The following is a 17,313-nucleotide window of genomic DNA, read 5'->3' as shown; positions in this document are numbered from 1 at the left end:
TGCTCGGAGGAATGAGGGGAACGCGCTGCCATTTTCCGGCGCCTTGAGCCATGCCGACCCTTCCGTTCACAGCTTGGCGAGGCTCTCGCATCATGTCACAGCTGTCCGTCCCGTACCCGTCACTACCAGTGAGGAGGTGCCGGTACCGTCGTGAACCGCAGGCCGAAGTGGTCCAGCGTGCGGGGCAGCGGCCGGTCGGGCCGCAGCCGGCCGGGGCGCTCCAGCAGATGGGCGTGTCGTTCCAGCAGCGCGGCGAGCAGCGAGGACGTGATGAGCAGCACCACGTCCTCGCCGGGGCAGGCGCCGGGACCCGCGCTGAACGGGATGAGCCCCTGCGTGTCCTGCGCCGTCCCGTCCAGCCAGATCTCCGGCGTGAACCGGTCCGCGTACGGCAGGGCGTCGTCCCGGTGGAACAGCGGGGCGTAGATCAGGAACTCGGTGCCCGGGGGCAGCGTGCCTGCGCTCTCGCCCCAGTCCGTCTCCCGTACCGACTCGCGGAGCACGAACGGGGTGGTCGGCCACAGGCGCAGCGTCTCCAGCACACAGGCGCGGGTATAGGGGAGGAGGCGCGGCTCGGTGAGATCGGTGACCGCGAGCTCGTTGCGCACCTGCTTCTCCTGCGCGGCGTGCGTCGACAGCAGGGCGAGCGTACGGAAGACGGCGATGCCCGCCGCGTCGAACGCGAACAGCCAGTGCGGCACCTGGCCCGCCGGATCGGTGCCGTGCCCGGCCGGGGTGCTCGCGAGGACCCCCGCGAGGCTGCCGGGCTCGGCGCGCCCGACGTGGTCGCGCAGGCGCCGTTCGAAGCGGTCCCGCAGGCCGGTACGGCGCGGGGCGGCGACGGACCAGTTGGCGGCGGCGCGCAGCCGGGCGAGCATCGCGGTCAGCGCGGTGTCCTGGCGGGCGGCGTCGCCGAGTACGAGCCGGCGCACCATGCGGTCCCAGGCGAGCGCGAACGTGTCCCAGTCGAGGTCGCCGTCGTCGGCCAGGACGGCGGCCAGGAGCGCCCCGCCCTCCTCGCGGACGGTGCGCACCAGGCGCGGGGCCAGGCTGTGCAGCTGGTTGCCGGTCTCCAGCACCGCCTCGTTGAAGGCGCGCCGCTCGACACGGTCGGTGCCGCGCGAGATGAGCACCCCGTGCGGCTGGAACTGCTCCAGCGCCGCCCGCTTCTCCCGGGTCGCCGGGGAGTACGGGTCGGGCGTGTCGTCGAGAACGCGCGTGGCATCACCCGGACGGAGGACCACGGCGAAGTGCCGTCCCCCCAGATCGAGGCGGAGCGGACCCGGACCGTACCGCGCGCGCAGGTCGCGGAGCAGCTCGGTGGCGCGCCGGTCGACCGCGTACCGCTCGGCCAGGGCCATACCGGTGCGGCGCCGGAGGACGACGCCGGCCGCGAGGGTGGGGGCCACCAGCACGGCGGCGATCCGTGCCGTGTCGCGGGCCGAGGCCCGATCGGGTGAGCGAGCGGACCTCGGGGTCGACCTGTCCGTACTGGTCATAGCCGCCGAGTGCCCCCGCCGGTTGCCCCGAAACGACACGGGTGGGGCGGGCGGGTCAGGGGGGTGCGGGGCTCGTTTCGGGGCTCCGGCGCTCCGGCGGCCCGGGGGTCCGGCGGCCCGGGGGTCCGGCGGCTCTGGAGCTCTGGAGCCCCGGCGCACGGGAGCGGCTCCCGGGCCGGAGGGGACTGTGACCCGGGAGTCGCACGGAGGAAGGGGCCGGTGGGCCGGCCCGGGGCGCCGGGCCGGCCCTCGGGTGCCGTCAGCTGCCGGTGGTGGGGCCGCCGCTGCCGAAGCCGCCGCTGGAGGCGCCGCGCCACTTCTGGTCCGACTCGGAGACGGGTGACGTGTCCGGTTCGGTGTTCTCGTGCTTCAGCTCGTACGGCATGAGCCGGTCCTCCCGCTCGGTGAGCTCGGCGGGCCTGCGGTGGCCCTCCGCCTCACCGGGCAGTCCGGCGTCGGGCGGCCTATGCGGCTGCTCGTCCGGCTTGGGCGCCGCCGGCTCCCGGGACCTGATGCGCCGTCCCAGCCAGAAGGCACCGATGAGGAACCCCACGAGGAAGATGCCCGCGACGAGTGGGCCGATACCGACGAGATGGTCCCTCGCGGCGAATTCCGCGGCGTACGTGATGAGAGCTTCCATGGAATACCCGTACCCCTCGGTCGGGGAGTCAGTCGTGGAATCACACATGTGTTTCGGCGGTGACTTCTCCGGGCGACACGAGGACCCCGTATCCGCGCGTCAAAACTATCGTCATTAATAAGCTGAGCCGGTATTCATGGATTGCGCTCTTCGGGTGACCTGGCGCAACTTAAACAGCGCGGCGGTGTTGGGCAGAGCGACCCGAGCACCGGGTCTCTCGACGAGAAGGATCACGTAATGATCAAGAAGGTTCTGGCTACCGCTGGTGTCGCCGCCGCCGTCCTCGGTGCTGGTGCGCCGATGGCCGCCGCCGTGGGCGACCACGGCGTCGACACGCAGAACGGCAACTTCGCCACGCAGTCCTACGGCAACACCTACACCGGTGGATACATGAGCCCGCAGATCGGGCTCATCCAGGGCTCGTTCAACAAGCCCTGCCTGGGTCTGCCGGTCCAGGCCGACGTCCAGAACATCGTTGCCCTGGTCAACGTCGGTGTTCAGGACATCCTCAACGACACGCAGAACCAGCAGTGCGCGGAGAACTCCACCGCGGTCAAGGGCGACAGCGCCCTGTCGCACATCCTGGAGAACGTCCTCTCCGAGAACGGCGCCGCGTCCGTCGACTGACGCCGGACCGGTCGGCCCGCACGATGCGCGAGCGCCGTCGTGCGGGCCGTCCCCGCGTGACCGCCGGGCAGGCCGGTCACGCCCCCTCTACTGAACAAGACCTATGCGCCCCACGTGGGGGTGCGGCAGGACGACCCGGACGCCGGGTCTCTCGACGAGAAGGATCGACCATGATCAAGAAGGTTCTGGCTACCGCCGGTGTCGCTGCGGCCGTCCTGGGTGCGGGCGCTCCGATGGCCGTGGCCGTGGGCGACCACGGTGTCGACACGCAGAACGGCAACTTCGCCAAGCAGCAGTACGGCAACACGGTCACCGGCGGCTACATGAGCCCGCAGATCGGCCTCGTTCAGGGCACCCTGAACAAGCCGTGCCTCGGCATCCCGATCCAGGCCGATGTCCAGAACATCGTCGCCCTGGTCAACGTCGGCGTTCAGGACATCCTGAACGACACGCAGGACCAGCAGTGTGCCGAGAGCTCCACGGCGGTCAAGGGCGACAGCGCCCTGTCGCACATCCTGGAGAACGTCATCTCCGAGAACGGCGCCGTCGCCGTCGACTGACGCGACAGACGCGACAGACGCGGCTGGCGCGACTCGCGCGTCTCACGCGAACGCCGCGACTGACGCGAACGCCGCGACTGACGCGAACGCCGCGACTGACGCGGCCGGGCGGCCGGTCTCCACGGGAGCGCATGGGCGGGCCCCGCATCCGATCCACGGGTGCGGGGCCCGCCCACGTCCGTGTCCGGCACGGACGAAACTCTCCGCGGAGACGGATGAAACATTCTGCGGAGGTCGTCGCGTCAAAGAGGTGGGGGACGGCCACGGGGGACGAAGGGGGAGGGCATGAGACGGTCCCGTACGGAGGCGTACATGGAGTTCGCCGCGGCGCGGGCAGGTCATCTGTTCCGGTCGGCATGCTTGCTGACCAGCGGCGACACCCATCTCGCCGAGGATCTCGTGCAGGAGACGCTCGGCCGGATGTACGCCCTGTGGGGCCGGGTGTCCCGGGTCGACAACCCGGCCGGGTACGCCCAGACGGTGCTGGTACGGACGTTCCTCACGCACCGGCGGCGCCGCTCGTCCGACGAGCGGCCGCTCGGGGAACTCCCCGACACCGCGCAGGCACCAGGCGACGACCCGGAGCTGCGGATCGCGCTCCTCGACGCGCTCGCCACCCTGGCGCCGAAGGACCGGGCGGTGGTGGTGCTGCGGTACTGGGAGGACCGCAGCATCGAGGAGACCGCCGAGGCGATGCGGGTCAGCTCCGCCGCCGTACGCACCCGGTCGGTGCGGGCCCTGGGCCGGCTCAGGGAACAACTCGGCGGCACCATAGCCGAGTTCGCCGCCCGCTAGGGGCGCGCCCCCTGGGCCCGTCACTCGTCCCGTACCGGCCTCGCGCCCGCCTTCCGCTCTCCGCCAGGCGTTTCATTCAGTGACCACGATCGGAGTTGGGGTTCACCATGCCTTTCGACGAAGAACTCGGCGCCGCCATGCGCCGCACGGGGGACAGCTTCACCACCGATGACGGCAACGGGCTCGTGACCGGCGGGGTCGCCAGGGGCCGCCGCCGGGTGATGCGCCGACGGGTCACCGCGGTGACCGGCAGCGCCCTGGCCCTGGCGCTGGTCGGGGTCGGCGGTGCCTATCTGAACGGCACGCTCGGCCAGGGCGGTGACGCGTCGGTCGCCGCGGCACCGACGCCGGTCGGCCAGGTGGTGGTGGGCGACGGGAAGGTCGGATCCGCCGACCTCATCACCCTCTTCAAGGAGCTGCTGCCGCAGGGCGAGCTGACCGGGACGACCGCCCGCGGTACCGACGCCGAACTCGGCCCGATGGTGAGCGGCGTCTTCGACGACGGGAAGGGCAAGGCCGCGATCGGGGTCGGCTTCTTCCGCTCCCCGGGGACGGACGCGGGCTTCGCCGACTGCCCGGACAAGGTGTTCACGCCGTACGACGCGTGCACCGCCGAGACACTCGCGAACGGCGCCCGGCTGGTGATGCTCCAGGGGTACGAGTATCCGGACAAGCGCGAGGAGACCAAGAACTGGCGGGCCACCCTGCTCCTGAAGGACGGCCTGGTGATCGACGCCAGCGAGTGGAACGCGCCCGCCCAGAAGGGCGCGGCGGTCACCCGGCCCGAACCGCCGCTCAGCCCCGAGCAGATGAAGGCGCTCGTCACGTCCGGGAAGTGGGAGCCCGTCCTGGACAGCCTGCGGAACGCCGGCGACGCGAAGAAGCCGGGCGATGACGGGGAGCCGGCATCCGCCGGGGTGGGTGACGGTACGCCCGGCGACGGGGACGGGCGGGGCTTCCGGTTCGACGCGGCGGGCGTCGGGCCCACGTTCATGTCGCTGCTGCCCAAGGACCTCGACGTGACGGCCGAGAGCCACGACGGCGAGTTCGCGTACGCCGTGGTGGACGACGGCAAGGGGAAGTCCCTGATCCAGGTCAACGCGCAGCCCGACATGAGCGACGTCGCCGACCAGCTGTTCCAGCCGGGCGCGTACACCACGCTGCCCGACGGCACCAAGGTGGCCGTCGCGCGGAAGACAGGCGAGAAGGCGGCCGTCGTCTGGTGGAGCGTCGACACGATGCGCCCGGACGGCTACCGGGTCGTCGTGTCCGCGTTCAACACGGGCGCCCAGCACGAGCCCGCCACCCGCGCGGAGCCCGCGCTGAGCATGGAGCAGCTGCAGGCGATCGCCACCAGCGACCGCTGGCTGAAGCTGAAGAAGTAGCGGCACCGTCCTCGGCGGGTTGGACCGTCCTCGGCGGGCCGGAGCGCCCCGGCGGCCGGGGCCTCCTTCGGCGGGGCGGGTCTTCCTCGGCGGGGCCGGACCGGATCTCATCGTGCGCGCCCGTCGGCACGGGCACGGGGCCATGCCGACGGGCGCGCACGGGGGCCGGTGCCTGCCCCTACTTCGCGTCGGCGTAGCGCTCCACCGTCGCCGTCGTGAACGGGAACCGCACCGGTGTGTCCCCGAACGCGATCCGCCCTGCCAGGTCACCGGCCGCGCGGATCGCTTCGGCGACCGCCGGCGCCTCATCCGCCGGGCAGTGCACGATCACCTCGTCGTGCTGGAAGAACACCAGCTCGGCACGCATCCCGGCGGTGGCCCGGCGCAGCGCGGCCAGCATCAGCAGCGCCCAGTCGGCCGCGCTGCCCTGCACGACGAAGTTACGGGTGAACCGGCCGCGCGCCCGGGCGTTCACCGACGCGTACCCGGGGGTGAACCCGTCGTCCGTGGCCGCCGGGGCCGTGTCCTCCTGCGGGATGCCGGCCTCGTCGGGTTCGCCCGCGCCCGCCGCGCGCGGACTCGTACGGCCCAGCCAGGTGCGGACGAGCCGCCCCTCCTCGCCCGCCTTCGCCGCGTCGTCCACATAGGCCACCGCCCGGGGGAACCGCCGGCGCAGTGCCGCCAGGTTCTTCAGCCCGTCACCGCTGGTCTGCCCGTAGATCGCGCCCAGCAGCGCCAGCTTCGCGTGATCACGGCTGCCCGAGAACGCCCGGTCCGACAGGCGCGTGTACAGGTCGTCGTCATGACCGGCCACCTCCATCAGCCCCGGGTCGCGGGAGATCGCCGCCAGCACCCGCGGCTCCATCTGGTCGGCGTCCGCGACGACGAGCCGCCAGCCCTCGTCGGCGACGACCGCGCGCCGGATCACCTTCGGGATCTGCAGGGCACCGCCGCCGTTGGTCGTCCAGCGCCCGCTGACCGTGCCGCCCGGCAGGTACTCGGGGCGGAACCGTCCGTCGCGGACCCAGTCCTGCAGCCAGCTCCAGCCGTGCGCCGTCCAGATCCGGTACAGCGTCTTGTACGCGAGGAGCGGCTCGACCGCCGGATGGTCGATCTCCGCCAGCTCCCAGCGCCGCGTCGACCGGACCCTGACGCCGGCCCGCGCGAACGCCTTCACGACGTCGGCGGGCAGGTCAGGCCGCACCCGGTGGCCGAACGCCGCCGACACCTCGTCCGCCAGCTCCGCCAGGCGGCGCGGCTCCCCACCTCCCGCGTACCGCTCGCCCAGCAGCTCGTGCAGCACCGCCCGGTGCACATCGGCCCGCCACGGCAGGCCCGCCCGGTGCATCTCGGCGGCCACCAGCGTCCCCGCCGACTCGGCCGCTGTCAGCAGCCGCATACGGTCGGGGTGCTCGGCGGCCGCGTGTCTTCGCTGCTGCTCCGCGTACACCTCCACCAGGGCCTCGAACGGCAGCTCAGGCCCGGCGGCCCGCGCCTCGAACAGCGACGACTGAGCGCTCGGCTCGGCCGCCCGCTGCGGCGGATCGGCCGGTACGGGGCGGTCGTGCAGCCGCGCCCACGCGGCGGCCGCCGAACGCGGTTCGCCGAGCCGTCCCTCGTGGCCCAGCAGCAGCTGTTCCGCCGCCTCGACGTCGTAGCACCGCTCGACCCGCACGCCCGCCGCGAGGAGCCGGGGGTAGAGACCGGCCGTGGACCGCCACACCCAGCGGCCGACCTCCGGGCGGGACCCGACCGCCTCCGCCAGATCCGGTTCGGTCCGCACCGGGCCGGTGGGCAGGCCGTCGGGACCGAGGGGGACGAGCCGCGCCCCGCCGCCCTCGACCCCCTCGACCGCCCACCTGTCGCTCATGGGTGCGAGTCTCGCACCCGGCACTGACAGCCGCCGATCACCAAGGCAGCGCGTCGGGGGGCAGGGGGTCAGTGGGGGCAGGGGGTCAGTGGGGTCAGCGGGTCAGCGTACGGATCACTCGCGCCGGGTTCCCCACCGCCAGCACCCCCGGCGGCAGGTCCTTCGTGACCACCGATCCCGCGCCGACCACCGTGTCCGCGCCGATCGTCACTCCTGGGCAGACGATCACGCCGCCGCCCAGCCACACGTTGTCCCCGATCGTCACCGGCTCCGCCTTCTCCCAGCCCGCCCGGCGCCTTCCCGCGTCCAGCTCGTGGGTGGGAGTGAGCAGTTGGACGTTCGGGCCGATCTGCGCGTCCTCGCCGATGGTGATCGGCGCGGCGTCCAGGAAGACCGCGTTGACGTTCACGAACGTCCGGGCGCCGATGCCGATGTGATAGCCGAAGTCGCACTGGAACGGCGGCCGGACGCGGACCCCCTCGCCGAGCGAGCCGAGCAGCTCCGTGAGGATCCTCGTACGGTCGGCCGCCGGGGCGCCGCCGTTCGCGTTGTACGCCGCGCAGAGCGCGAACCGCCGCTCGGTGTCCGCCGCCAGCTCCGGGTCGTCCGGCAGGTACCAGTCGCCGGCCAGCATCCTCCGCTTGTGCTCGCCCATCGATGCTCCCTCCGAGCCCTCGTTAAGGTGGGCGAAAGCCTAGGAGCCCTGGTGGAGGTGGCGGGAGGTGGCCGTGACGACCGTGGAGCGTGCCCTGTCCGCCGTGCTGTACACGGACGACGACACCGCTCTCGACACCGGTGCGTCGATGCTCGCGGCCGACGCCGGTGCGGACGCCGAGCTGGCCGCGCGCGGCCGGGAGCTCGTCCGGCGGGCGTGGGAACGCGGCTGGCAGCCCGCCGACGTCGTGCGGCTCGTCCGCCGGGACCTCGCCGACCAGCACGTACGGCTCGCCGCCGGGCTCATCACCGGACAGCTGGCCGGTTACGACCGGCTGCCGCCGCGCTGGGCCGCCCAGGCCGATGAACTCGGGGAGTCCGGGCCGTGGCGCGCCGACCGCTTCTCGTACGCCACGGCCGTGCTGGAGCTGTACCGGCTGCTCGCCCGGCTGCCCGCGATCGAACCGGTCGGTCCGGCACCCGGCGCGCCACCGGTGGCCGGACCGGTGGCGGGCGAGCCGCGGACGCTGTCCCGGATCCGGGCGCTGCTCGCCAAGGCCGAGGCCACGCCGTACCCGGAGGAGGCGGAGGCGCTCACCGCGAAGGCCCAGGAGCTGATGGCGCGGCACAGCCTGGACGAGGCGGCGCTCGCGGCGCGCACGCACCGCCCCGACGAGCCCGCCGCCGTACGGGTCGGAGTCGACCCGCCGTACGAGACGGCCAAGGCGATCCTGCTCGACGCGGTCGCCTCGGCGAACCGCTGCCACGCGGTGTGGAACGAGGCGTTCGGGTTCTCGACGGTCGTCGGGTTCGAGCCCGACCTGGAGGTCGTGGAGCTGCTGTACACATCGCTGCTGGTCCAGGGGACGGGCGCGATGACGAAGGCCGAGGCGGGGGTACGGGCGGGCGGCCGCAAGCGTACGAAGACCTTCCGTCAGTCGTTCCTGCTGGCGTACGCGCAGCGGATCGGCGACCGGCTGTCGTCCACCGCCCGGCGCGTGACGGCCGAGGAGCCGACGCTGCTGCCGGTGCTGGCCGCGCGGGACGTGGCCGTCACGGACCACGCGGAGCGGATGTTCCCGCACACGACGTCGACCCGCGTGCGGGGCGCGGTCGACGAGGCGGGCTGGGTCCACGGCCGGGCGGCCGCCGACGCCGCCCACACGGGCCCGCGCCCCCCGGAGATCTCCGCCTGACCCCACACAGGCGAGCCGGGGCACGAGCCGCGCTCGCCTCCCCGCCCGGGGCCCTTACCCGGGCGGGACCCTTCCCGGGGGGAGCCCTTCTCGGGGGTTGAGTTCCCCTCCTCGCGCCGGAGCCCTTCTCCGGGCGGGAGCCCTTCCCGTGCCGGGAGCCCTTCTCCGGGCGGGAGCCCTTCCCGTGCCGGGAGCCCTTCTCCGGGCGGGAGCCCTTCCCGTGCCGGAGCCCCTCCCCGCCCTGGAGCCCTTCCCCGTGCCGGAGCCCCTCCCCGGGCGGGGTTCCCCTTCCTGGGCGGGGCTCGCCGGGGCGGGCGAGAGCCCCTCCCGGGGCGGGGCTCGCCGGGGCGGATCCCCTTGCGGGGGCGACTCTCCGTGTCCCCTTCCAGCCGGGGCGGATGGTTTGCGCCGGTCGGTACTAATCTCGGCGCTATGACCTGGTTCCGGGCCCTCAAGGCGACCGCGCGTTCCGGGTTGACGGTCGAGCGGCGGCGCCTGGAGCCGCTCGCCGCGCTGCGGGCCGCCGCCGGGCTCGCCCTGGTGGTGTTCGTGAGCCTCTCGGTGTTCGGGCCCGCCGTCGCGGCCAGTTCGGCGTTCGGGGCGTTCCAGGCGGCCATCGCGACGTTCCAGCGCAGTTGGCGGCCCCGCCCCACGCTGGCCCTCGCGTCCGGGGTCAGCCTGGCGGTGTCGACGTTCCTCGGCTACGTCGCCGGCGGGCACCTGGCGGGGTTCCTGGCGCTGCTGGTGGTGTGGGCGTTCGTGACGGGGCTCGCCTGGTCCGCCGGGCCCACGGTGGGCCTCGTCGCCTCGTCGAACGTCGCCATCATGCTGATCACCGTCACGTTGCCGACCTCCGTGGCGGACGCCGCCGGGCACGCCGCGGTGATCGCCGTCGGCGGGCTCGTCCAGGCGGGGCTGATCGTGCTGTTCCCGATCCGCCGCTGGGGCGCGCAGCGCGACGCGCTCGCCGACGCGCTGGCCGCCGAGGCGGACTACGCCAGGCGGCTGCGCCACGACCCGTACGCGCGGTTCGATCCCGAGCCGCTCATGACCGCGCGCAGCGCCGCGGCCGTCACCCGGCGCCAGGCCCGGCGCCGCCCCGCCGAACTGCACGGCGCCCGGGGGCTGGCGGAGCGGATCCGGCCCGTCATCGCGTCGCTCGCCGACCCGGCGGTGGGCGTCCCGGGGGAGGGCCCGCAGCGTGACCGGGTGCGGGAGCTGCTGGCCGCCGCGGGCGCGGTGCTGGACGCCGCCGCCCGCGCCATCCGCGAGGGCGAACCCGTGGCGGTGCCGCCCGGCGCGCTCGCCGCCGTCCGGACGCCCGACACGGCGCTGATCCTGACCGGGGCGCCCGCCCGCCGTGCCGCCGTCCGGCTCGCCGCCCTCCTGGAGGACGTCCTGGCGGCGGCCGCCCCGGCCGGTGACGCGGGCCGCCGGGGTGGTGAGGACGGGGCGCTGCTCCGCCGGCCCTCCCTCGTGCGGCTGGTGCCCGTGGTGCTGCGCACGATGCGCGCCGAACTGCGGGGCGACTCGCCGTTCTTCCGGCACGCGGTGCGTGTCTCCGTGGTCGCGGCGGCCGGTTACGCGCTGGGCGTGGGCCTGCCGCTGGGGCACGGCTACTGGGTGCCGCTCGCCTCGGTGATGGCGATGCGGCCGGACTTCACACAGACGTATGCCCGTTCGGTCGCCCGTTTCGGCGGGACGTTGCTCGGGGTGGCGCTGGCCACGGGCGTGGTGCGGGTCGCGGACCCGGGCACGTACACGGCGGCGGCGCTCGCGGTGGGGTGCGCGTTCGGGATGTACCTGCTGATGCGGACCGGTTACGCGGTCGGGCAGGTGTGCGTCGCGGCGTACGTGGTCTTCCTGCTCGGCATGGGCGGCGAGGAGTGGACGCAGACCGTGCCGGAGCGGGTCGTGTTGACGCTGCTCGGCGGTCTGCTGGCGATGCTCGCGTACGCGCTGTACCCGGCGTGGGAGACGCCGCGTCTGCGGGCGCGGCTCGCGGAGTGGCTGGTGGCGGCGGGCCGGTACGCCGCGCTCGTCGTCGCCCACCACGCGAACCCCGTGGGACGCGACGCCGCTGACGTGCGCGAGGCCGTGCTCGACACCCGCGCCGCCCGGTCGGCCTGGCGGGAGGCGCTGGGCCGCGCCGCCCACGAACCGGTGCGCAACCGGGGGCTGTCCCGGGCCGCCGCGGACGGCGCCGACGAGGCGCTGGCCCGGCTCGGCAGGGCCGCGATGCTGCTGGAGGCGCACCTGCCGGACCGGGGCGCCGCTCCGTCACCGGCCGCGGCACCCCTCGCGGAGGCCCTGCACCACGCCACGGAGCAGGGCGCGAAGGACATCCTGGAGCGCCGCGTCCCGCGCTGGGACGAGATCCGCGACGCCCTGGACGACGCGGCTCCGGCCGATCCGCTCGTACGGGACGGGGTACGGCAACTGCTGGACGCGCTGGACGCGCTTTCGGACGCCCTGAAGGCGACGTAGCGCCCTTGACCCCTCGGTGATCTCCCCTCGGTGGCCCCGCCCTCCGATGGCCCTGCTCCCTCGGCGACCCCGGTCTCCGGTGGCCCCGCCCCTCCGGTGGCCCGGCCTCCGGCGACTCCGTCCCCTCGGTGACCCTGCTCCCTCAGTGGCCCCGCCCTCCGGTGGCCCCGCCCTCCGGTGGTCCGGCCCCCGGCGACTCCGTCCCCTCGGTGACCCTGCCCTCGGCGACCCCGCTCCCTCCGCGACCCCGCCCCTGGCGGCCCCGCCCCCAGCGGCCTTGCCGCCGCGTGGGGGTGGGCTACGGCTGGGGCGGGAGCGACGGCAGCGACGGCAGGGAGCTCGGCAGGTTCGCCGTGGCCTTCATCAGGGTGTCCCGCTTGCCGCCGTCCCACGCCACGACGATCTGCGTGCCGTCGACGGACTCGACGGTGCCCGTCGCACGGTCGGTGTTGCCGTCCTGGCACCGGAGGGCGAGCGTCACCTCTCCGGCCTCTCCGGTCTCTCCGGCCACCCCCGCCTCCTTGGCCTCGCCCTGGCAGACCCGGGCTTCCGTGATCACCACGGCCTGGCCCTTCCTGACGGTCAGGTTGACGGGCTTGCCGTCGGTGATGCCGGCCCAGGAGCCCTCGACGCCGGCGAGGGTGGCGCTCCCCGGGCCGGCGTCCGTGCCGCCCGTGGACGGCGAGGCGGGCGGCGGGGTGGCGGACGGGCCGCCCTTGCCGGAGTCGTCGCCGCTGCCGCAGCCGGTCAGTGCGACGGCGGCGGTGACGCAGGCCGCGACGGCGACCCCGGCGCGTACCGACCGATCGAGCTTGTGCACGTTCGTGTCCCCCTCGGAGGTTGCATGACCGCGCCAAGCTACCAGCGGTGCTACCAGGAGGACTTGCGTACGCCGGGCAGGAATCCCGCGTGTGCCTCCTCCCGGGTCCGCACCCGCGAAAGCCCGAACTTGCGCAGGTAGCCGCGCGGGCGGCCGTCGACGGCGTCCCGGTTGCGGACGCGCGTGGGGCTGGCGTCACGCGGCTGGCGCCGCAACTCGGCCTGCGCGGCGAGGCGTTCGGCCTCGGGGGTGCCGGGGCGGCGGATGAGTTCCTTCAGTTCGGCGCGCCGGGCCGCGTACCGCTCGACCACGGCCTTCCGCCGCTCGTTGCGCGCGATCTTGCTCTTCTTCGCCATCAGACCTTCACCCCGCGGGCGCGGATGCGGGCCACGGCGGCCTCGATCCCGATGGTGTCGACGGTCTTGATCGCGCGGGCGCTCAGGGTGAGCCGGACGTACCGGCCCTCGCTCGGCAGCCAGTAGCGCTTGCGCTGGACGTTCGGGTCGAAGCGCCGGGAGGTGCGCCGGTGCGAGTGCGAGACGCGGTTGCCGAAGCCCGGCTGTGCGCCGGTCAGCTGGCAGTGGGCGGACAAGGTGACCTACCTCTCCATCGAGTGTTTGGAAATGGGAATCGTTTCCATTTATCCTAACCCCATGGCCCGCAACGAACTCCGCCCGATCATCAAGCTCCGGTCGACCGCCGGCACCGGATACACCTACGTGACCCGCAAGAACCGCCGTAACGACCCCGACCGCATGACGCTGCGCAAGTACGACCCCGTCGTCGGTCGCCACGTCGACTTCCGAGAGGAGCGCTGAGCCGCCATGCAGCCCGGCATCCACCCCCCGTACGAGCCCGTCGTCTTCCGAGACAAGGCCGGCGGCCTCGCCTTCCTCACCCGCTCGACCATGACCAGCGACAAGACGGTCGAATGGGAGGACGGGAACACCTATCCCGTCGTCGACGTGGAGATCTCGTCCGCGAGCCACCCCTTCTACACCGGCCAGGCGCGCGTCCTCGACACCGCCGGACGCGTGGAGCGGTTCGAGCGCCGGTACGGCCCGCAGGGCAGGCGCGAGGCCCGCTGATGTCGTCCGCCACCCTGTCCGTCGCCCTCGTCTGCGGGCTGCACTCCGACGCCCGCACCGCCGCGGTGGAGCGACTGCTCGCCACCGTCCCCGGCAGCGTGGCGCTCCACCACGACCTGTCGGACGCCGCGTCGCGGGGCACGGTCCTGCGTACCGTCCGCGACGCCGGCGGCGTCCTGTCCACCGGCCGGACCCCGCTGGTCAACGACTGCGCCTGCTGCGCCCTGCGCGAGGACCTCGTCCCCGAGCTGGAGCGCCTCGCCGACAGCGGCCTCGACGGCGTCGCCCGGCTCGCGGTGGTCGAGCTGTGGGACTCGGTCGAGCCCAAGGCGATGGCCGAGGTCGTGGCCGCCGCCGGGTTCACCGTGACGTCCGTCATCACGGCGGTCGACCCCGCGCTGCTCCTGCCGTACCTGGGCAACGGCGACGACCTGACGGAGGCGGGCCTCGCGGCCGCCACCACCGACCAGCGGACCGTCGCCGACACCTGGGCGCGGCAGCTGGAGTACGCCCCCGTGCTCGCCGTCCTCGACAGCCCCGACGCCGACGACGAGGACCGCGCGCTGCTCGCCCAGCTCCACCCGACGGCCCGCCGGGTCCCGGTCCCGGACGGCGACCTCGCGGCCGCCGCTTTCGCCGGGTTCGACGTCGAGGCCGCCGCGGCCGCCCAGCACCCGTCCTGCGCGCTGCTGCCGCAGGAGGCGGAGGTGTCCGGCGTCGGCACGTACGTGTGGCGCCGCCGCCGGCCGTTCCACCCCGAGCGGCTGTACGCCGCGCTGGAGGACCTGACCTGTGCCGCCGCCCGCAGCCGGGGCAGGTTCTGGCTCGCCGACCGGCCGGACACGCTGCTGGGCTGGGACGCGGCGGGCGGTGCGCTCTGCGTGGAGAGCGCGGGACCGTGGCTCGCCGCGCTGCCGGACGCGGCCTGGGAGATGGTGCCGCCGGTCCGCCGGGCCGCGGCCGCCCTGGAGTGGGACCCCGAGTTCGGGGACCGCTGCCAGCACCTGGTGTTCACCTCGCCCGGCCTGGACCGCGAGGGGCTCGCCGAGGTCCTCGACTCCTGTCTGCTCACCGACGCGGAGTACGCCGCGGGCCGTGAGGCCTGGAAGCGGCTCCCGCCCGCCTTCGACGCCCTCCTGGAGGTCTGACCCATGTCCCCGCGCCGCCCGACGGACCGCAAGCCCGCCAAGTCCCGCCCGAACCCGCTGGACCGCGACGGCATCACGTACATCGACTACAAGGACACCGATCTGCTGCGGAAGTTCATCTCCGACCGGGGCAAGATCCGCAGTCGGCGGGTGACCCGGGTGTCCGCGCAGCAGCAGCGGGAGCTGGCCCGCGCGATCAAGAACGCCCGCGAGATGGCTCTGCTGCCGTACTCCTCGTCGTCACGCTGATCCCTGGTCCCCCGCCCGTTTCACCTGCGAAAGAGGGCCTCTCCTTCGGGAGGGGCCCTCTTTCACATGTGTCGGGGCGGGAGGGAGCCGATACGGGCCGCCACACGTCTCTGTAGTCGGAGGAGTACCCCCCGTGCACGTGCATCTGCTCGTGCAGGCGCACATGAACAGAGCTATGATCCCGGATAGTTGACACCTGCATCATCACTAACTCATGCAACTCATGTGACTCGGGGAGCGTCCTGTGCACGATGTGTACAACGGCATGGCGGCCACAGAGCTTCATGGGGCCGTCTGGCAGAAGAGCAGGCACAGTAATTCGCAGGGCTCGTGCGTGGAGTTCGCCAAGCTGCCCGGCGGGAACGTGGCCGTGCGCAACTCGCGGCACCCCGACGGCCCGGCGCTGGTGTACACCCCGGCCGAGATCGAGGCGCTGCTGCTGGGCGTGAAGGACGGGGAGTTCGACCACCTGGTGGGCGGCTGAGCGCCGCACCGGCACAGCGAGAAAGGGACTCCGCCCGTGGCGGAGTCCCGTCGTCCCGGCGCGCGGTCGCGGTGCGCGCCTACGGTGTCGCCGTGTCGCCCAGCCGGAACAGCGCCCAGACCACCTTGCCGCGCAGGGTGCCGGCCAGCGGGTGCCAGCCCCAGCTGTCGCTGAAGGACTCCACCAGGAACAGCCCCCGGCCCGACTCCGCGGAGAAGTCCTCGTCGGACTCGCGGGTCGCCGGGCTGTCCGGGCTGGGGTCGCGCACCGCGCACACCAGCCGGCTCGCCCAGCGCATCAGATGCAGCCGGACGGGCGGGTCGTGCGGGTGTTCGCGCGGGGTGTCGGCGGGCAGCGCGTGCCGCAGGGCGTTGGTGACGAGTTCGGAGACGACCAGGGCGACGTCGTCGAACCGGTCGTCGAGCTCCCACTGCGCCAGCGTCGTGCTCGTGAACTGCCGTGCCCCGCGGACCGCTTCGTACCGCGCGGGCAGCGCGCAGGACGCGGAGCTGGAGACGGAGGCGGCGTCGATCGGAGGAAGCCCCTGCCTTAACGGCTCGAGCATGGTCGATCCATTCGTCCCCATGCGAGGCACTCCCGGGATTCGCGGCTGTGGTGCTACAACACGAACGAGTACGCAGGTGCGCGCGGTCCATGGTTCCGAAAGCGGGGAGCTGATGCAAGGGCAGATGCACGTGCACGCGCCCGACGTGTCCGGGCACGTGCCGGTTCTTGGCCATATCTTCCCCGGACCACTTTCCGGGGGCTGGCCGAAGCGTTCCCCTTTCCGTAATCGAATGAGTACGGGGTGAAGCGATTTGGTGGCAGAATCCGCCTCCTCGGGGCTCGGGGGTGCTCCGTCGTACACATCAGCGATGGGGAGGGTTGGAAACGTGACCGCAAGCGAATCGGGCGGTTCCGTCGTGCGGCGCATCCTGCTGGGCTCACAGCTGCGGCGACTGCGGGAGTCGCTCGGCATCACCCGTGAGGCCGCCGGCTACTCGATCCGGGCATCCGAATCCAAGATCAGTCGTATGGAGTTGGGCAGGGTGAGCTTCAAGACGCGGGATGTCGAGGATCTCCTGACGCTCTACGGCGTCACCGACCCGATCGAGCGCGAGGCGCTCCTCGGGCTCGTCCGCGAGGCCAACGTCGCCGGCTGGTGGCACAGTTACGGCGATGTCCTGCCGGGCTGGTTCCAGACCTACATCGGCCTGGAGGGCGCCGCGTCGCTCATCCGCATCTACGAGGTCCAGTTCATCCACGGCCTCCTGCAGACCGAGTCGTACGCGCACGCCGTCGTCGCCCGGGGCATGCCGGACGCCCCGGCCGCCGAGATCGACCGCCGCGTCGCCCTCCGTGTGGAGCGCCAGAAGGTCCTGGTGTCCGAGCGGGCCCCGCGCTTTCACGCCGTTCTCGACGAGGCGGCGCTCCGCCGCCCGTACGGCGACCGGGCCGTGATGCGCGATCAGCTCAAGCACCTGATCGAGATCTCCGAGCGGCCCAACGTCACGCTCCAGGTGATGCCCTTCAGCTTCGGCGGCCATGCCGGGGAGAGCGGCGCCTTCACCATGCTGCGCTTCCCCGAGTCCGACCTCTCCGACATCGTCTACCTGGAGCAGCTGACCGGCGCCCTCTACCTCGACAAGCGTGAGGAGGTCGCCCAGTACGAGAAGGCGATAGAGCGCCTGCACGAGGACAGCCCCGGGCCGGAGGAGAGCCGGGATCTTCTCCGAGGTCTCCTCCAACTCATCTGACACAGCCGTAGGATGACGTCTCGTCACAAGGCCCCTCTGGCCGACGGAAGGGAT

The 17,313-nt window shown here is 73.3% G+C and carries 20 protein-coding genes; 12 read left to right on the top strand and 8 right to left on the bottom strand.

Translation table 11 applies throughout. From position 1 onward, the window contains the following. Positions 1-122: 122 nt before the first annotated feature. Positions 123-1,499 carry a cytochrome P450 gene (locus ACGF5U_RS30345; RefSeq protein WP_392717869.1) on the bottom strand — a complete coding sequence of 459 codons (1,377 nt, stop codon included), beginning with the start codon at positions 1,497-1,499 and terminating at the stop codon, positions 123-125. A gap of 259 nt (positions 1,500-1,758) precedes the next feature. Continuing rightward, positions 1,759-2,139: a DUF6479 family protein gene (locus tag ACGF5U_RS30340; RefSeq protein ID WP_392717867.1), complete on the bottom strand. Its 381-nt coding sequence runs from the start codon at positions 2,137-2,139 to the stop codon at positions 1,759-1,761. A 237-nt stretch (positions 2,140-2,376) separates the two neighbouring features. Here ACGF5U_RS30340 and ACGF5U_RS30335 point away from each other — a divergent pair, with 237 nt between their 5' ends. The 4 genes from ACGF5U_RS30335 to ACGF5U_RS30320 all read left to right on the top strand — a co-directional run bounded on the left by ACGF5U_RS30335 (position 2,377) and on the right by ACGF5U_RS30320 (position 5,506). After that, complete coding sequence (locus ACGF5U_RS30335; protein WP_392717865.1) at positions 2,377-2,766, top strand: rodlin; 390 nt, start codon at positions 2,377-2,379, stop codon at positions 2,764-2,766. Positions 2,767-2,936: 170 nt separating this feature from the next. Next, positions 2,937-3,326 carry a rodlin gene (locus tag ACGF5U_RS30330; RefSeq protein ID WP_392717863.1) on the top strand — a complete coding sequence of 130 codons (390 nt, stop codon included), beginning with the start codon at positions 2,937-2,939 and terminating at the stop codon, positions 3,324-3,326. Positions 3,327-3,611: 285 nt separating this feature from the next. Further along, on the top strand, positions 3,612-4,121 hold the full coding sequence (locus ACGF5U_RS30325) for a SigE family RNA polymerase sigma factor (RefSeq protein ID WP_392717861.1): 510 nt from the start codon (positions 3,612-3,614) through the stop codon (positions 4,119-4,121). 107 nt (positions 4,122-4,228) lie between these two features. Further along, positions 4,229-5,506 carry a hypothetical protein gene (locus tag ACGF5U_RS30320; RefSeq protein WP_392717859.1) on the top strand — a complete coding sequence of 426 codons (1,278 nt, stop codon included), beginning with the start codon at positions 4,229-4,231 and terminating at the stop codon, positions 5,504-5,506. 178 nt (positions 5,507-5,684) lie between these two features. Here the strand turns inward: ACGF5U_RS30320 and ACGF5U_RS30315 are convergent, their stop codons facing one another. After that, positions 5,685-7,376 (bottom strand): bifunctional 3'-5' exonuclease/DNA polymerase, encoded by a 1,692-nt coding sequence (locus ACGF5U_RS30315; protein ID WP_392717857.1) that lies wholly within the window; start codon positions 7,374-7,376, stop codon positions 5,685-5,687. A gap of 94 nt (positions 7,377-7,470) precedes the next feature. Then, the gene (locus ACGF5U_RS30310; RefSeq protein ID WP_392717855.1) at positions 7,471-8,031 is read right to left on the bottom strand and encodes a sugar O-acetyltransferase; all 561 of its coding nucleotides are present in this window, start codon (positions 8,029-8,031) and stop codon (positions 7,471-7,473) included. A 73-nt stretch (positions 8,032-8,104) separates the two neighbouring features. Between ACGF5U_RS30310 and ACGF5U_RS30305 the strand changes: the two genes are divergently transcribed. Both ACGF5U_RS30305 and ACGF5U_RS30300 read left to right on the top strand, forming a co-directional pair. Next, the gene (locus ACGF5U_RS30305) at positions 8,105-9,226 is read left to right on the top strand and encodes a DUF2786 domain-containing protein (protein WP_392717923.1); all 1,122 of its coding nucleotides are present in this window, start codon (positions 8,105-8,107) and stop codon (positions 9,224-9,226) included. Positions 9,227-9,658: 432 nt separating this feature from the next. After that, positions 9,659-11,713 (top strand): FUSC family protein, encoded by a 2,055-nt coding sequence (locus tag ACGF5U_RS30300; RefSeq protein WP_392717853.1) that lies wholly within the window; start codon positions 9,659-9,661, stop codon positions 11,711-11,713. 298 nt (positions 11,714-12,011) lie between these two features. Here the strand turns inward: ACGF5U_RS30300 and ACGF5U_RS30295 are convergent, their stop codons facing one another. Genes ACGF5U_RS30295 through rpmB form a run of 3 tightly spaced genes read right to left on the bottom strand, consistent with a single transcriptional unit; the run spans position 12,012 to position 13,125 of the window. Beyond that, positions 12,012-12,533 (bottom strand): hypothetical protein, encoded by a 522-nt coding sequence (locus tag ACGF5U_RS30295; RefSeq protein WP_392717851.1) that lies wholly within the window; start codon positions 12,531-12,533, stop codon positions 12,012-12,014. 50 nt (positions 12,534-12,583) lie between these two features. Then, entirely contained in the window at positions 12,584-12,889 is a 306-nt protein-coding gene (gene rpsN, locus ACGF5U_RS30290) for a 30S ribosomal protein S14 (protein WP_392717849.1), read from the bottom strand. After that, the gene (rpmB, locus tag ACGF5U_RS30285) at positions 12,889-13,125 is read right to left on the bottom strand and encodes a 50S ribosomal protein L28 (protein ID WP_392717847.1); all 237 of its coding nucleotides are present in this window, start codon (positions 13,123-13,125) and stop codon (positions 12,889-12,891) included. The genes rpsN and rpmB overlap by 1 nt, the downstream gene beginning before the upstream one ends. 61 nt (positions 13,126-13,186) lie before the next feature. Here rpmB and rpmG point away from each other — a divergent pair, with 61 nt between their 5' ends. From rpmG to ACGF5U_RS30260, 5 genes are all read left to right on the top strand, one after another. Further along, positions 13,187-13,351, top strand: a complete 165-nt coding sequence (gene rpmG / locus ACGF5U_RS30280) for a 50S ribosomal protein L33 (protein ID WP_009719228.1) — start codon at positions 13,187-13,189, stop codon at positions 13,349-13,351. A gap of 6 nt (positions 13,352-13,357) precedes the next feature. Next, on the top strand, positions 13,358-13,621 hold the full coding sequence (locus ACGF5U_RS30275) for a type B 50S ribosomal protein L31 (RefSeq protein ID WP_392717845.1): 264 nt from the start codon (positions 13,358-13,360) through the stop codon (positions 13,619-13,621). Then, positions 13,621-14,769: a CobW family GTP-binding protein gene (locus ACGF5U_RS30270; RefSeq protein WP_392717843.1), complete on the top strand. Its 1,149-nt coding sequence runs from the start codon at positions 13,621-13,623 to the stop codon at positions 14,767-14,769. The genes ACGF5U_RS30275 and ACGF5U_RS30270 overlap by 1 nt, the downstream gene beginning before the upstream one ends. 3 nt (positions 14,770-14,772) lie before the next feature. Next, positions 14,773-15,018, top strand: a complete 246-nt coding sequence (gene rpsR, locus ACGF5U_RS30265; RefSeq protein ID WP_392717841.1) for a 30S ribosomal protein S18 — start codon at positions 14,773-14,775, stop codon at positions 15,016-15,018. 244 nt (positions 15,019-15,262) lie between these two features. Then, entirely contained in the window at positions 15,263-15,502 is a 240-nt protein-coding gene (locus ACGF5U_RS30260; protein WP_392717839.1) for a DUF397 domain-containing protein, read from the top strand. A 79-nt stretch (positions 15,503-15,581) separates the two neighbouring features. Here ACGF5U_RS30260 and ACGF5U_RS30255 read toward each other — a convergent pair whose 3' ends face one another. Further along, positions 15,582-16,088 carry an ATP-binding protein gene (locus ACGF5U_RS30255; protein ID WP_392717837.1) on the bottom strand — a complete coding sequence of 169 codons (507 nt, stop codon included), beginning with the start codon at positions 16,086-16,088 and terminating at the stop codon, positions 15,582-15,584. A 307-nt stretch (positions 16,089-16,395) separates the two neighbouring features. Here ACGF5U_RS30255 and ACGF5U_RS30250 point away from each other — a divergent pair, with 307 nt between their 5' ends. Then, complete coding sequence (locus ACGF5U_RS30250) at positions 16,396-17,259, top strand: helix-turn-helix domain-containing protein (RefSeq protein WP_392717835.1); 864 nt, start codon at positions 16,396-16,398, stop codon at positions 17,257-17,259. Positions 17,260-17,313: the final 54 nt, after the last annotated feature.

The organism is Streptomyces sp. NPDC047886 (assembly GCF_043204435.1).
Classification (GTDB): Bacteria; Actinomycetota; Actinomycetes; order Streptomycetales; family Streptomycetaceae; genus Streptomyces.
This window is presented reverse-complemented; position numbering and strand designations above follow the sequence as displayed.